Raw genomic sequence first — 14,877 nt, forward strand, 5'->3', positions numbered from 1 at the left:
TTCACGGTGTCAGAAGGCGCACCCGCAGCCCAGCGCCCCCCAGAACGCGCCACGGTCGCTCGCCGGCGGCTGCGCCAGCGCGGCGAACAGGTGCCGGTGGCCGTGCAGGCCGCAGGGCGATGCGCAGCACGAGGCGGCGTTGCGATGGGCCGCTGCACCGGAGGCGTCTCTCAGGCGCTCGTAGCGCCCCACCGGCGACCAGTCCGGGCTGGGCTTCGGCATCGCGGGGGCCATCTTCTGGAACCCGTCGTCGCCATGCACGACCTTGCCGCCCACCACGGTCAAGACGGCGCTGAGGTCCTTGATGCGCGATTCGGGAATCGCGAAGTAGTCCTCGGACAGCGCAATGAAGTCGGCGTACTGCCCGATCCGGATGCTGCCCTTGCGGCCCTGCTCGGTGGAGAACCAGGCGCTGCCCTCGGTGTACAGGCGCAGCGCCGTCACGCGGTCGATCAGCTGGCGCTGCGGGTACAGCTGCGTGCCGCCCACGGTCTCGCCCGTGACCAGCCAGTGCAGCCCGACCCAGGGGTTGTAGCTCGCGACGCGCGTGGCGTCAGTGCCCATGCCGACTGGAATGCCGGCTTCCAGCATCTTCTTCACCGGCGGCGTGCGCTCGGTCGCCTTTGCGCCATAGCGCTCGAGGAAATACTCGCCCTGATAGGCCATGCGGTGCTGGATCGCGATGCCGCCGCCCAGCGCCTTGATGCGGTCTATGTTGCGCTCGCTGATGGTCTCGGCATGGTCGATGAACCAGTGCAGGCCGGTCAGCGGCACCTCGGCGTGCACGCGCTCGAACACGTCGAGCATGCGGCCGATCGACTCGTCGTAGGTGGCGTGGATGCGGAACGGCCAGCGGTTCCCGGCCAGCACCCGGGTCACCTCGTACAGCTGCTGCTCCATCGATGCCGACAGCTCGGGCCTGGGTTCGCGGAAGTCCTCGAAGTCGGCTGCCGAAAACACCAGCATCTCGCCGGCGCCGTTGTGGCGTAAGAAGGCATCACCGTCGCCGGGCTTGACCAGCTTGGCCCATTGCAGGAAGTCTTCCTTCTCCTGTTGCGGGCGCTGGGTGAACAGGTTGTAGGCGATGCGCACCGTCAGCTCGCCGGCCTCGGCCAGCTTCTGGATCACGGCGTAGTCGTCGGGAAAATTCTGGAAGCCGCCGCCGGCATCGATCACCGAGGTCAGGCCCAGGCGGTTGAGCTCGCGCATGTACAGGCGCGTGGAGTTGAGTTGGTCTTCGGGCGACAGGCGTGGCCCCTTGGCCAGGGTGGCGTAGAGGATCAGCGCGTTGGGGCGTGCAATCAGCAGGCCCGTGGGTTCGCCCCTGGCGTTGCGCTGGATCTCGGCGCCGGGCGGGTCGGGCGCGTCGCGCGTGTAGCCGACCGCGCGCAGGGCGGCCGCGTTGAGCAGGGCGCGGTCGTACAGGTGCAGGATGAAGACAGGCGTGTCGGGCGCGGCCGCGTTGATTTCCTGCAGCGTGGGCAGGCGCTTCTCGGCGAACTGGAACTCGCTGAAGCCTCCGACCACGCGTACCCACTGGGGCGCCGGTGTCCTGGCCACCTGGGCCTTGAGCATGGCCATGGCGTCGGAGAGCGTGGGCACGCCGTCCCAGCGCAGCTCCATGTTGTAGTTGAGGCCGGCACGGATCAGGTGCGTGTGGCTGTCGTTGAGCCCCGGCACCACCCGCCGGCCATGGAGGTCGACGGCCTGGGTCCGTGGCCCCGCATGGCGCATGATGTCCACCGTCGAACCGACTGCTGCGAGCACGCCGTCTTTGACGGCGATGGCCTGGGCTTCGGGCTGGCCGGGGTCCAGCGTCGTGATGCGGCCGTTCACGAACACCGCGTCGGCATGGTCAGGCATGGTTTCCTCCTTGGCTCGAATGCCGGGCGCGCTCGCCGTCGGCGAGGCAGTCTGTTCAATGCCCTTCCTGGGCGTTGAACATGGTCTTGGCGTAGATCAGGCCCAGACCATAGCCGCCGCCGTACTTCTTGGCCACCCCTACGGTCGCGTCATAGGTTTCGCCGCGCGCCCAGTCGCGCTGAAGTTCGAGCAGGTACTGCAGCGAGGTCATTGGGCGCACGCCGGCCTGGACCATGCGCTCCATCGCGCGCTGGTGGGCCTCGTCGGAAACATCGCCGCAGGCGTCGGCGATCACGTAGACCTCGAAGCCCTGGTCGATGGCGGACAGCGTCGGACCGACGATGCAGACCGAAGTCCACAGGCCCGCGAACACCAGGCGGGACTTGCCGATGGCATTGACCCTCACGGCGATGCGTGGATCTTCCCAGGTGTTCATCGTGGTTCGGTCTATCACCTCGGCGTTCGGGAAGGCCTCCTTGATCTCGTCGAACACCGGCCCGGAGAAACTCTTTTCCGCCACGCTGGTGACGATGGTCGAGACGCCGAACACCTTGGCGGCATGAGCCACCAGGGCCGCGTTGTTGCGCAGCTCGATCGCATCGATCGACTTGGTCGCAAAAGCCATTTGCGATTGGTGATCGATCAGGATCAGGGTGTGGTCTTGCGGCGAGAGCAGGGTCTTGCCGGGGGCGGCGACGGCTTGGGCCATGAGGTTCTCCTTTTTGAGGTTGGGTCGCGAGGGCGGCTGCGTGCCTCGCGGGGCTGAAGCTTAGGGGCGTGCCATCACCTCGCGCTTCCATTTTTGTGCGACGTCTTACATCGATATGCGAAAACCCGGGCGCGATGGTCCAGGCTGCGGCATGGAGCGCGCACACTCGAAGACATCACGTCGAGTGAGGGCGCTTGGCTTGCTTGAACACCCGGCGGTCCAGGGAGTAGCATGCGCGCGAGACGCCTTCCATTTGAAGACCTGATCTCCAAACCATGAGGACCAAAGCGGTATTCGGTGACGGGACCGGGCCGCCTTGCGCCCCCGTGGCAAGCACCGGGCTTTGGGTGATCTGTTGGCTCTGGCTGTCCCTGCTGCTCGGCGGTTGCGTCGCACTGCCCGTCCAGGTCGAGCGGGCCCGCTCCGAGAGCATACCCGCCGATGCGTCCACCCCCCTCGGCCGCGCCGCGCGGGATGCGGGAGGGGCGCCGGGGCTGACCGGTTTCAAGCCTCTGCCCGACGGGGCTTCGGCCTGGGACGCGCGGGTGGCCCTGGCGCGGCAGGCCAAGGTCTCCATCGATGCGCAGTACTTCCTGCTGCGCAACGACGAGACCGGCCGGCAGTTCCTGAGGCTGCTGCGCGACGCGGCGGCACGCGGTGTCAGGGTTCGCCTGCTGCTGGACGATTTGTACACGGCGGGCCTGGACGAACTGCTCGACGGGCTTGCCGCGCATCCGAATGCCGAGGTGAGGCTGTTCAATCCCTTCCCGGCCGGCCGGGATGGCTTCTACAGCCGCTTCATCGCCTCGCTGAGCGAATTCGACCGCCTGCAGCGGCGCATGCACAACAAGCTCTACATCGCCGATGGGGCGCTTGCGGTGATTGGCGGGCGGAACATCGCGAACGAGTATTTCGACTTCGACGCTTCGGCCAATTTCGTCGACCTGGACGCGCTGGTGGCCGGCGATGCCGTCCAGCAGGCCGCGGCCACCTTCGACACCTACTGGAACAGCGACGTGGTCTTTCCCCTGCATGCCATCGTGCCGGCCATGGGCGGTCCCGGGCAGCGGCGCGAGCGCTTCGAGGCGCTGACCCGGGACATGGCCGGCGGCCCCCGGCCCGATCGAGCTCCGCCCGGCAACCCGGGCGACCGGCCGCCAAGCGTGGAACTCGCGCAAGGCAGGCTCGCGCTGGTCTGGGCGCCCGCCACGATCCACGCGGATTCGCCCGCCAAGGTGCTGGGCCCCCGGGCGGCCGAGGCGCAGGGCCGGCCGGCGGAGACGAGGAATCTGCGCTACGACATCACGCAAACCATGCGGGCCGCCGACAGGGAGGTGCTGATCGTCTCGCCCTACCTGGTCCCCGGCCGCAGCGGCATGGCGATGTTCCGCGCAGGCTTGGAGCGCCAGGTGCGCTTTCGCGTGCTGACCAACTCGCTGGCCGCCACGGACGAGCCGCTGGTGCACATCGGGTACAAGCGCTACCGCACCGACATGCTGCGCCTGGGCGTGGAGCTGTACGAGCTGAGCCCGGCCGGCGCGCACAAGAGCAGGCGCCTGCAGATGTTCAACTCGAGGGGCCGGCTGCACTCGAAGACGGCGGTCATCGACCGGCGCATCGTGTTCATGGGCTCCATGAATTTCGATCCCAGGTCGGACCTTCACAACACCGAGATGTACATCGAGATCGACAGCCGCTACATCGCGTCGCAAGTGAGCGACATCATCGAGGCGCAGATGGCGCGCAGCTCCTACCGCGTGCGGCTGGCGCCGGACGATTCCGGACTGCAGTGGGTAGACCCGGACGCCGGCGCCAGCGTGTCCGAGGAGCCGGAAACCAGCTTCTGGGACCGCTTCGTCCTGGACATGCTGGCGCCCTTCGCCGCCGAGGACCTGCTCTGAGCCGGGCTGCCGCGGCGGGCGCCCGGCTTCAGATATGGGCCATGATGGGCGGCGCGTGCCGCATGTGCAGCGACAGGCCCAGGGCCGCCATGTGGTTGCTGTTGCGGCCCAGGATGGCATGGGCCAGCGGCAGGAACTCGCGCTCCTCGAAGGCGGCGTGGCCCTGGTACTGGCGCACCAGGTGTTGAACCGCGTCGGCGTCCAGGGCGCTGGCCTGGCCCTTGGCCACTTTCCTCAGCTCGGGCTCGAGCCGGGTCCACTGCGACTCGATGGCGCGGTGCTGGGCCACCAGCTGCTCGACCATGGTACGCACGCGGTCTTGTTCCTCGCCGCGGAAGGCGCTGGCCAGCATGTCCTCGGCGATCTGGCGCGCGCGCGCGGCCGGCCCCAGCAGCGCGGACAGCTCGCCGAACGCATGCAGGTGCGAGACGATGCCCGCGTGGCAGTTGGAAAACTGCTCGAGCGGCGTGTCCTCCCGGGTCTCTTGTGTGCTGCGCGTGGACTTGCCCATGGTGCTGTTCTCCTGACAGTGATACCGCCCCGGTGCGGGGCCCTGGGTTCAATGTAGCAAGCGGGCGCGCGGCCGGCGGGACAATCTGGCCGAACTTTGACCTGCGTCAGGTCTGGCTGGACAGGCCGCGCGCGGCGGTATCAGAATGTGGCGAACCGGCTTGCCTGAGCTTTCTTCCCACATGCCCACCGCCCGCCTCGCCGCCGCCGAGCTGCGCCTGACCATCGATCCGGCGTCGCTGGGTTTTACCGACACCTCGGAGCTCGCGCCCGGTCCGCTGCCCTGGATCGGCCAGGAGCGCGCCGAGACCGCGGCACGTTTCGGCCTGGCCATGGACCAGCCCGACTACAACCTGTTCGTGCTCGGCGAGGTCGGCAGCGGCCGCTCGTCCCTGCTGTGCCAGGCCATGGGGGCCGCCGCCGCCGGCCGCCCGGTGCCGCCCGACCTGTGCTACCTCTACAACTTCGACGCCCCCGAGCGCCCGCGCGCGCTGCGCATGCCGGCCGGCCAGGGGCGCGAGCTGCGCCAGAGCATGGCGCGCCTGTGCAAGACCCTGGAGTCCGAGATCCCGCAGCGCCTGGCCGGGCCCGAGTTCAAGTCCGAGCGCGAGCGCATCGAGAAGGCCCATGCGGCCGAGGAGGCGCGTGCCTTCGCCGAGCTCAGCGCCTTCGCCGAGGCGCGCAGCTTCGCGCTGCGCCGCGACGAGGGCAACCTGGTGTTCACCCTGCGCGGCGAGGCCGGCCAGGCCCTGACCGAGCAGCAGGCCATGGACCTGCCGCTCCCGCGCCGGGCCGAGTTCGACCGCGCCGAGCAGGAGCTGCGCGCCGAGATCAGCCATTTCCTGGACCGCACCCGCCCGCTGGAGCGCGCGCGCGTCGAGGCGCTCGAGGCGCTGCGCCGCCAGCTCGTCAAGCCGCTGCTCGAGCGCGAGCTGCAGGAGATCCGCGTCGGGCTCAAGAAGCACATCAAGGACGCGGTCAAGCTCGGCGCCTACCTGGACCAGGTCGGGCGCGACGTGCTGGGCAACGTCGAGCTGTTCGAGGCCGGCGACCCGGAAGACGAGACCGGCGAGGACGCGCTGGCCTCGGTGCTCGCGCGCTACCGCGTGAACCTGGTGGTGGACAACGACGGCCTGGCCGGCGCACCCGTCATCGTCGAGGACAACCCGCTGTTCCGCATGCTGTTCGGCAGCGTCGAGTACCAGACCGACGAGGACGTGCTGGTGACCGACTTCTCGCGCATACGCGCCGGCAGCCTGCTCAAGGCCCATGGCGGCTTCCTGATGCTGCACCTGCACGACCTGCTGGGCGACCCCCTGGTCTGGGAGAAGCTGCGCCGCTTCCTGCGCAGCGGCCGGCTGCAGATCGAGGAGCCCGGCACCGCCCACGCGCCGCTGGCGGCGGTGCTGCTCGAGCCCGAGGCGGTGGACGTGGAGGTCAAGATCGTGCTGATCGGCTCGGTGGAGCAGTACTACGAGCTGCAGGAGGCCGACCCCGAGTTCGCGCGCCATTTCCGCGTCAAGGTCGACTTCGCCGAGAGCGTGCCGGCCAGCGATGCCACGCGCCAGGCCGCGGCGGCCTTCGTCGCGCACAGCTGCACGCGCATGGGGCTGCCGCATTTCTCGGCCCCCGCCGTGGCGCGCCTGCTCGAGGACGCGCACCGTGCGGCCGACGACCAGACGCGCCAGAGCGCCACCTTCCTGCGCAGCGAGGCACTGGCCATGGAAAGCGCCGCCCTGTGCCAGGCGCGCGCCGGCCGCGTGGTGGACCTGGGCGACGTGGAGGCGGCGCTGCGCGCGCGCCAGCTCCGCCACGACTACCCCGAGCAGCGCCTGCAGGAGGCCATCGCCGAGGGCGAGCGCCTGATCGCGCTCAAGGGCGCGCATGTCGGGCGGCTCAACGGCCTGACCCAGGTGGACCTGGGCGACTACCGCTTCGGCTTCCCGGTGCGCGTGAGCTCACGCACCTTTGCCGGCCACGAGGGCGTGCTCAACATCGAACGCGAGGTCGAGATGTCGGGCCCCATCCACGACAAGGGCGTGCTGATCCTGCACAGCTACCTGTCGGCCCTGTTCGCCCACATCGCGCCGCTGGCGCTCACCGCCTCCATCGTGTTCGAGCAGGAATACGAGGGCGTGGAGGGCGACTCGGCCTCCTGCGCCGAGCTCTACGCCCTGCTGTCGGCCCTGTCGGGCGTGCCGCTGTCCCAGGGCCTGGCCGTCACCGGCGCGCTGAACCAGCACGGCGAGGTGCTGCCCGTGGGCGGCATCAACGAGAAGATCGAGGGCTATTTCCGCATCTGCGAGAAGGCCGGGCTGGACGGCCAGCAAGGGGTGCTGATCCCCGCGCTCAACCGGCGCCACCTGATGCTGGACCAGGACGTGGCCGAGGCCGTGGCCCAGGGGCTGTTCCACATCCATACCATGCAGCAGGTGGGCGAGGGGCTGGAGCTGCTGACCGGCCTGCCCTGGGGCGAGATCGACCCGCTCAGCGGCGGCTACGCGCCGCACAGCGTGCTCGGCCTTGCCCAGGCGGCGCTGCAGGCCTACCGCCGTGCCTGCCGCCGCGCGGCGCGCGGCAGGGCAGGGCGCCGCTAGCGCCGCGCGGCCCGGCCGCGCCCCTGCGCTCGCTCAGGGCCGCACGACGATCTCGTTGCGCACCGCCTTCACGCCGTTGACCTTGCGGGCGATGCCGTCGGCCGCGGCCTTCTCGGTGGCGCTCTTGGCAAAGCCGGACAGCATCACGGTGCCGTTCAGCGTCTCCACGCTGATCGCCGCGGCGTCCACGTCCTTGCTCTCGACGAAGCGGGCCTTCACGGAGGTGGTGATCGCGGAGTCGTCGACATAGGCCCCCACGGTTTGCTGGCCGCGCGTGACCGCGCAGCCCGGCAAGGTGAGCAGGGCCGCGGCGGTGACGGCGGCGGAAAGTACGTAACGCAGCATCATGGTGAATCCTCCAGCAGAAGTCATGCAAGGATGCCGGAGGTTGACCGTAGGGGGAGTTGGGGATGTGCCCGGGGCACAGGGTCTCGGGAGGCCCAGCTCCCGCCAGCCGGTCTTCCGGCGATCCTTGACCCACTTTAGCGCTCGCCGCGCCGGGGTGCCGTTTTTTTTCGATCCGAAATGTAACAGCACCTCCTGGTCCGGCCGGCTGACGGGGGCGGGCCGGGCGCTGACTACACTTGCGCTGCACGCCAACACCCCTTCAGCCCGCATGGAAACCTTCAGCCTGGTGATCGCCATCGCCGCCATCGTCTACGTTCTCAAGTCCAGGGAGCAGCGCAGGCGCATCGCCCTGCTGGGCAGCTACCTGGGCCGCTACCAGATCGAGCGGCTGATGGAACACCTGACCCAGGGCTACCTGCGCGCGCTCGGCGAGGAGGACCCCGAGCGCCGCGCCCAGATCTGGCAACTGCTGGTCGAGTCCGAGAAGACGCTCAACGAGCAGTTCCGGCGCTTCGCCGCCGAGTTTGCGCGGGTCGACCCCGCGGACGCGCGCGTGAGCAAGTTCGTCCTGGCCCTGCCGTACGCCGACCGGCTGTTCCCCTTCGCCACCTTCGACCTGCGCCAGGCCTTCGACATCCACGCGCGGGGCATCGCCCAGGCGGTGGAGAACCCGCGCGACCAGCCGCTCAAGGCCAAGGCCTACCAGCTGTCGGCCGAGCTGTTCCTGATGCAGCACAGCTGCCACTGGTTCTGCCGCTCCAAGGCCGTGGCCTCGGCGCGCATGCTGGCGCGGCACCAGACCTCCTACACCCAGCTGCTCGATGCCGTGTCGCCCGAGACGCGCGAGGCCTATCTGCGGCTGATCGGGCGCTGAACGCTCAATCGAGCGCCAGGTTCAGCGAGCGCGCCAGATCGCCCCACTGGGCCATGTCCTTGCGCACCGTTTCGGCGAACTGCTCGGGCGTGGTGATCGGAATGTCGGTGAAGTTGAGCTCGTGCAGCCGCTCCACGGTGGCAGGGTCCTTGAGCACCTCCTGCATCGCGGCGTTGAGCTTCTGCACGATGGGCCGCGGCGTGGCGGCCGGGGCGAACAGGCCGTACCAGGAGTAGGCGCTGAACGGGTAGCCGGCCTCGGTCAGGGTCGGCACCTCGGGCAGGCGAGGCATGCGCGTGGGGCCGCTGTAGGCGATGGCGCGCAGCTTGCCGGCGCGCACCAGCTCCATGCTCGAGGAGATGTCGGCGAAGCCGGCCTGCACCTGGCCGGACACGATGTCCTGCATGCAGGGGGCGCTGCCCTTGTAGGGCACATGGGTCATGACCAGGCCGGTCTGCTTCTTGAAGCTCTCCATGGTCAGGTGGCCGCCCGAGCCCGTGCCCCAGGAGCAGTAGTTGATCTGGTCGGGCCTGGCCTTCACGTAGTCGACGAACTCCTTGATGTTCTTCACCGGCAGCTGGGGGCTGACCACCATCAGGTTGCCGGCGCGGCCGATCTGCGCGATGGGCGCGAGGTCCTTGTGCGCGTCGTAGGGCAGCTTGCGCATGATGGCCGGGTTGACCACCTGGGCTGCGGTGTAGGTGAACAGCAGGCGGTAGCCGTCGGGCTGGGCGCGGGCCACGTTGTCGGTGCCCGGGATGCCGTTGGCGCCCGGCTTGTTGTCGATCACGAAGGGCTGCTTGAGTGCCTTGGACAGGCGCTCGGCGATGAAGCGCGCGATGGTGTCGGTGCCGCCACCGGGGGCGGTGGGCACGACCAGGGTGACGGGCCGCTCGGGGTAGCTGCCCTGGGCCGCGGCCAGCGGTGCGAGGACGGCCAGCGCCAGGGTGGACAGGATGCGTGGGGCCAGTGCTTTCATGGGTGTCTCCATGTCATGGAATGATAGGAAGGATGGACGGTTTCAGGGTGCCGCGCCGGCCTCGAGCCGCGCGGCGCCGTGCAGGTAGAGGCTGCGCGAGACGTAGCTGCGCAGCTGCTCGGCGCGCTCGCGCAGCCAGCCGGCCTTGAGAGCGCGCGCCTCGGCGATCTCGGGCGCGGGCCCCTCGGCCAGGGCCAGCAGGTCGACCACGTGCAGCGCGAGCTGCAGCTCGCCGCGCTCGGCCAGGCTTCTGGCCTGGGCCAGCACCGCGGCCTTGTCGGCGATGGCCTCGGCCTGGGCGCGGGCCAGGGCTGCGGGGGCCGCGGGATGCAGCGTCGTGGGGTTGCGGTCCCACCAGCCGTTCTCCGAGCGGTAGATGTCGCGCACGATGTAGCTCGGGTCGCCGTAGGTCGGGCGCATCCAGGGCACGGCGAACAGCTCGTCCGGGTAGTGCATGCGCGCCAGGATCTCGCGCTCGCCCAGGCCCTCGTTCATCAGTCGCACGGTCTCGGCGCGCAGCCAGCGCAGCGCGCGCGCCGTGTGGCCCAGCACCTTGCGCACCGCGTCGGTGCCGTCTATCGTGGGCCCGAATTCGCGCACCACGCGCTCGGGCGCCAGCGCGAGCAAGGCCTCGAGCGTGTCGGCCCAGCGCACCGTGTCGCGCAGCGTGCGCAGCGGCGTGCCGATGTTGGGGATGGAGTCGAGCAAGGCCGCGCCGCCGTAGAGCACGCGCTGCGTGGGGCACCAGACGGCGATGCCGTCGTCGGTCTCGGCCGGTGCCCAGCGCAGCTCCACGCGGCGCTCGCCCTCGCCGATCACGAGGCTGTCGTCGAACAGCTCGGTCGGGTCGTGCAGCGCCAGCTCGAACGAGCCTGCGGCCATGCGGAACTGCATCTCGGCCAGATGCTGCTGCAGTGCGCGGGTCTCGCGGTAGCGCGCGTAGCGGCGCGGCAGGTTGCGGTGGGCGATCAGGCGCGGCGCCGGTTCGCCGCGCGCACGCGCATGGGCCAGCCACTGGGGCACGCCGGCGTTGTAGCCGATATGGCCGTGGCTGTAGCACAGCGCGTGGAGCGGGGCGTCGCTGCAGCTGCGCAGCGCGGCGATCATGGCCTCGGTGACCTGGCCGCCGGGGCCGGTGTCGACCACCACCAGGCCGGCCGAGGTCTCGGCCACGAAGGATTGGCCCTGGCCGTGCAGCAGCCACAGGCCGGGAGCGATGGCCTCGGCCCCCTGGCCGGTGCGCAGCGGCAAGGCCGAGGCCTGGTCCGCACGCTCGAGCGGCGGCAGCATGTAGCGGCCGTCCAGCATGTCCTGGCTGGGCACATAGGCGCGCAGGCAGAGGTAGAAGCCGCCGGCCGGCGCCGGCAGCCAGTTGGCGCGCGCGGCCGGGTCGGCAGGCGCCTCGTGCTGGATGTGCAGCGTGAGCCCGCCGTCGGCGTCGCGCTGCAGGCCCGGCGTGCGGTCGCCGATCGCGTAGCGGGCTATCGCATTGGGCACCAGCATGCAGTCGCGTGCGTCGTAGATCGTCAGCGACCAGAAGGCCCGGGCCGGCGGCAGGGCGCCGGGCGCGAAGCGCAGGCGGTAGGCGTGGCGGCCGTCCAGCGGCCGGCCCTGGGCGTCGTGGTGCGCCATGGGGTAGAGCGCCTCGCGGCTGTCCAGCGCGCCTATGTACTTGAGCGCGACCAGGGCGCGGCGCTCGTAATCGTCGCCGAACGAGGCGCCCAGCGGCGGCAGGCTCTGCCAGCCCGTGGGGCCGGTGCGGCCCAGCGAGGCCTCGCGCCAGCGCGCCAGGCAGCCCGCCAGCGCCTGGTCCAGCAGCGCCAGCTGCGCCGGCGAAGGCAGGCCCAGGCCGGCGCCCAGGCCCAGGGCGGCGAAGCGCGCGACCCGGGCGCGCTCCGGCGCGGGCGGCGGGTTCTGGGCCAGCGCCTGGTTGACCAAGGCGGCGAAGCGCGCCGCGTCGGGGGCCTGCGGGTCCATGGCCGGCGGGCCCGGGTCGAAGCGGCGCGGCAGCGCCTGGTCCGGGTCCAGCGCGTGCAGCCGGAGGCCGTCCTGCAGCGCGTGCACGGCCGGCAGGTCCTCGGGGCCGTCGACCAGGATGCGGCCGATGATCCAGACCCAGGGCGTGGGCGCGGCGATGACGGGCAGGCCCTGGGGCAGCGGCCCCTGCCAGCCCGGGGGCGTCACCACGAAACGGCCCGCGGCCGTGCCCGTGCTGCGCTGGCCTATGCTCGCGAAGGGGTTGGTGTAGAAGTCCAGCAGGCCCAGCACGTAGTAGCGCCCCGCGGTGTCGGGCACCTCGACGACCAGCGGGCCCTGGCCCAGGTCCAGCCAGGCGTTGCTGTAGAGCGTGTCGTGGTTGGGCGTGACCACGCGGCTGCCGCCCGCGCCCAGCAGCTGGCGCGCGTGCACGAAGACGTTGCACCAGCGCTGCGGGTCGTCCGGTCCCTCGCCGGCCGGGCCCGCGGCGCAGCGGCGCGGCGAGGTGGCGGCGCGCATGCGCGCCATCTCGTGCAGCGCGAAGCCGTAGGTGGCGGCCTCGTCGGCCAGGGCGCGCAGCGCGGCGGCCTGGTCCTGGTCGCAGATGTTCGCTTCCATTCAGTTCTCCAGCGGCTCGAGTGCGGGGATCTTCCAGCTGTGTATGCCGTCGCGCGGGTGGTACAGGCGCAGGATCAGGTAGAACGGGCCCGCCGGCGTGGGCAGCCAGTTGCGCGCGTCGGCCGGCGCCTCGTGCGCGAAGTCGATCACGAGCGAGCCGTCGGGCTCCAGGCGCAGGCCCGGCGTGCGGTCGCCGATCGCGTGGCGACCGATCGCGTTGGGGTAGAGGAAGCGGTCGGCGTCGTAGAGCGTGACCGACCAGAAGGCCTCGACCGGCGGCAGCTCGCCCGGGGCGAAGCGCAGCCTGTAGCGGCGCGGGCCCGCGAGCGGCTGCTGCCTGGCGTCGAAATGGCCGGCACCGTAGAGTGCCTCGTCGGTGGCCAGGGCGCCCAGGCCGATGTAGGCCGTCAGCGCGCGCGCCAGGTAGTCGTTGCCGTAGCGGCCGGCGCGCCGGGCCAGCGTCCAGGGCCGGGTGTGGCGGCTGCGCGCGGCCGTCGCCACCAGGGTCACGGCGTCGGCAAAGCCCTCGACCAGGCCTTTGCGCTGCGGCTCGTCCAGGGCCTCCCAGGAGAACTGCGGGTTCGCGACCAGGCCTGCCTGGCCCAGCCAGGCGATCAGGCCGGCGTCCTCGGGCCGAGCCTGTGTCTCGGCCAGGGCCTGGCACAGGGCCGTGAAGAAGCGCGGCGCGACCAGCTCGGCCGGGCGCTGCTGCTCCCAGGCCTCGGCCATCGCATCGATCGGCTCGCCGGCCCATTGCTCGACGCCCAGCGGGCGGCGGCCCAGGCCCGTGCCGCGCGCCGGGGCCAGCGCGATCTCGGCCTGCAGGGCGCGCGCGGCGGGCCAGTCGGCCTCGTCGCCGACCAGGATGCGGCCGATCAGCCAGACCAGGTTGGTCGGGCAGCGCACCACGCGATGGCCCTCCAGGCCCGGCGGCACTTGGCCGCCCGGGCCCACGAGCAGCACGGTCTCGCCCCCGGCCGCGCAGTTGCGCGGGCCCAGGTTCTCGAAGTTCTCGGTCCAGGCGTCATACAGCGCGAGCACGAAGTAGCGGCCCGGGTGGCGCGCGGCCGAAGGCACGGTCAGCAGGCGCGGCCCGTCGGCGAGGTGGATCCAGGCCGTGGTGTAGAGCAGGTCGTTGGCCGGGGTGACGATGTCGCGGTCCTGGTCGGTCGAGGGGCGGCGGATATGGTGCAGCGCGTCCACCGGCGCGCGCAGCGGCGCGGTGGCGCTGCCGCCGGTCTGCAGCCGGCAGGTGCGCATGGATTCGATCAGCGGGTAGCCGAACACGAAGGCCGTGAGGCCGATGGCGCGGGCCAGGGACTGGCGGGCGCCGGCGAGGGGATGGGGATCGTTCATGGTCGAGTGCACGCAGGTGAAGGAAGCGGTGGAGGGGAATCAGTCGAGGCGCACGCCGGTGTCCTGCGTGAGCTTGAGCGCGACCGGCAGCAAGGCCTGGTAGGCCGCCGCGGCCTCGGCCGGCGTATTGCCCAGCGGCTCGGCGCCCAGGCCCTCGATGCGGCGCGCGACCTCGGGCTGGCGCACGATGGCGGCGATCTCGCGGCCCAGGCGCTCGACGACGGCCCCTGGCGTCTTGGCCGGCGCCATGACCGAGATCGGCCCGGTGATCGCGTAGACGGTGTCGGCAAAGCCCTGCTCGGCGAAGGTCGGCACCTCGGGCAGGGCCTTGGCGCGGCGCGGACCGGCGACGGCCAGGGCGCGCAGCTTGCCGGACGCGATGTGCTGCTGCAGCGAGGCGGTGGAGCCCACGGTCATGGAAATCACGCCGCCGACCAGGTCCACCACCATCGGGGCCTCGCCCTTGTACGGCACATGGGTGGTCTTCAGGTCGTGCTGGCGGTCCATGAAGACCTGGATCTGGTGCGGCTGGGTGCCCGGGCCCCAGGAGCCCATGCTGTACTTGCCGGGCGCGGCCTTGATCGCGGCGAGCAGGCCCTTGAAGTCGGTGGCCGGCACCGAGGGGTGTACGGCCAGCACCAGGCGCGGCAAGGCGATGTCGGAGACCATGCGCAGCTCGGTGCGCGGGTCGTAGGGCAGCTTGCTGTAGAGCGCGAGGTTGGCCGTGACCGGGCCTGGCACCGTGAGCAGCAGGGTATGGCCGTCGGGCGCGCTCTTGGCCACGTAGTCGGTGCCTATGATGCCGCCCGCGCCGCTGCGGTTCTCCACCAGCACGGGCTGGCCCAGGCGCTGCGCGAGCGGCTCGGCGATCACGCGCGCCAGCGCGTCGGACATGCCGCCGGCCTGGTACTGCACGACGATGCGCACCGGCTTGTGCGGGTAGTCGGCCTGGGCGGCGGCGCCGCCCGCGGCCAGGGCCAGGGCGGCGAGCAGCGTGCTGCGTCGCGTGAGGGATGGGGATGGGGTCATGGCGGTCTCCGTGCGCCGGTCAAAACCGGCAAAGTGTTGTGAATGAAAGAGTCATACGTTGAAGGCTTAGCCAGCTACGGCGGCCCCGAGTCATGCGTGCACATTCGTGAGGGTGT

Annotated in this window: 11 protein-coding genes and 1 pseudogene; 3 read left to right on the forward strand and 9 right to left on the reverse strand. The window is 71.0% G+C overall.

The window, feature by feature from the left end; all coding sequences use genetic code 11:
- Window positions 1–9: 9 nt before the first annotated feature.
- Window positions 10–1,863 carry an amidohydrolase gene (locus FFS10_RS19365; RefSeq protein ID WP_137896243.1) on the reverse strand — a complete coding sequence of 618 codons (1,854 nt, stop codon included), beginning with the start codon at window positions 1,861–1,863 and terminating at the stop codon, window positions 10–12.
- A gap of 55 nt (window positions 1,864–1,918) precedes the next feature.
- Window positions 1,919–2,572, reverse strand: coding sequence for a hydrolase (locus FFS10_RS19370; RefSeq protein WP_137896244.1), 654 nt, complete (start codon window positions 2,570–2,572; stop codon window positions 1,919–1,921).
- 347 nt (window positions 2,573–2,919) lie between these two features.
- Here FFS10_RS19370 and FFS10_RS19375 point away from each other — a divergent pair, with 347 nt between their 5' ends.
- Window positions 2,920–4,473 carry a phospholipase D family protein gene (locus FFS10_RS19375; RefSeq protein WP_249931360.1) on the forward strand — a complete coding sequence of 518 codons (1,554 nt, stop codon included), beginning with the start codon at window positions 2,920–2,922 and terminating at the stop codon, window positions 4,471–4,473.
- A 28-nt stretch (window positions 4,474–4,501) separates the two neighbouring features.
- Here FFS10_RS19375 and FFS10_RS19380 read toward each other — a convergent pair whose 3' ends face one another.
- Window positions 4,502–4,984 (reverse strand): hemerythrin domain-containing protein, encoded by a 483-nt coding sequence (locus tag FFS10_RS19380; protein WP_137896246.1) that lies wholly within the window; start codon window positions 4,982–4,984, stop codon window positions 4,502–4,504.
- Window positions 4,985–5,165: 181 nt separating this feature from the next.
- Between FFS10_RS19380 and FFS10_RS19385 the strand changes: the two genes are divergently transcribed.
- Complete coding sequence (locus FFS10_RS19385; RefSeq protein ID WP_137896247.1) at window positions 5,166–7,580, forward strand: Lon protease family protein; 2,415 nt, start codon at window positions 5,166–5,168, stop codon at window positions 7,578–7,580.
- Window positions 7,581–7,613: 33 nt separating this feature from the next.
- Here FFS10_RS19385 and FFS10_RS19390 read toward each other — a convergent pair whose 3' ends face one another.
- A complete protein-coding gene (locus tag FFS10_RS19390) occupies window positions 7,614–7,928 on the reverse strand; it encodes a BON domain-containing protein (protein WP_137896248.1) in 315 nt (104 codons plus the stop codon).
- Window positions 7,929–8,196: 268 nt separating this feature from the next.
- On the opposite strand from FFS10_RS19390, the gene FFS10_RS19395 reads away from it, so the two are divergent.
- Window positions 8,197–8,802: a hypothetical protein gene (locus FFS10_RS19395; protein ID WP_137896249.1), complete on the forward strand. Its 606-nt coding sequence runs from the start codon at window positions 8,197–8,199 to the stop codon at window positions 8,800–8,802.
- 4 nt (window positions 8,803–8,806) lie between these two features.
- On the opposite strand, the gene FFS10_RS19400 is transcribed toward FFS10_RS19395, so the two are convergent.
- From FFS10_RS19400 to FFS10_RS19415, 5 genes and pseudogenes are all read right to left on the reverse strand, one after another.
- Entirely contained in the window at window positions 8,807–9,793 is a 987-nt protein-coding gene (locus FFS10_RS19400; protein ID WP_137896250.1) for a tripartite tricarboxylate transporter substrate binding protein, read from the reverse strand.
- Between the two features lie 30 nt (window positions 9,794–9,823).
- On the reverse strand, window positions 9,824–11,071 hold the full coding sequence (locus tag FFS10_RS23215; RefSeq protein ID WP_212744158.1) for an alkyl sulfatase dimerization domain-containing protein: 1,248 nt from the start codon (window positions 11,069–11,071) through the stop codon (window positions 9,824–9,826).
- 33 nt (window positions 11,072–11,104) lie between these two features.
- Window positions 11,105–12,376 (reverse strand): annotated as a pseudogene (locus tag FFS10_RS23220) (DUF1254 domain-containing protein); the annotation flags it as partial.
- Window positions 12,377–13,732, reverse strand: coding sequence for a DUF1254 domain-containing protein (locus FFS10_RS19410; RefSeq protein WP_137896251.1), 1,356 nt, complete (start codon window positions 13,730–13,732; stop codon window positions 12,377–12,379).
- Window positions 13,733–13,771: 39 nt separating this feature from the next.
- Window positions 13,772–14,761, reverse strand: coding sequence for a Bug family tripartite tricarboxylate transporter substrate binding protein (locus tag FFS10_RS19415; protein WP_137896252.1), 990 nt, complete (start codon window positions 14,759–14,761; stop codon window positions 13,772–13,774).
- Window positions 14,762–14,877: the final 116 nt, after the last annotated feature.

Source organism: Ramlibacter sp. 2FC (genome assembly GCF_005503345.1).
GTDB lineage: Bacteria > Pseudomonadota > Gammaproteobacteria > Burkholderiales > Burkholderiaceae_C > SCMQ01.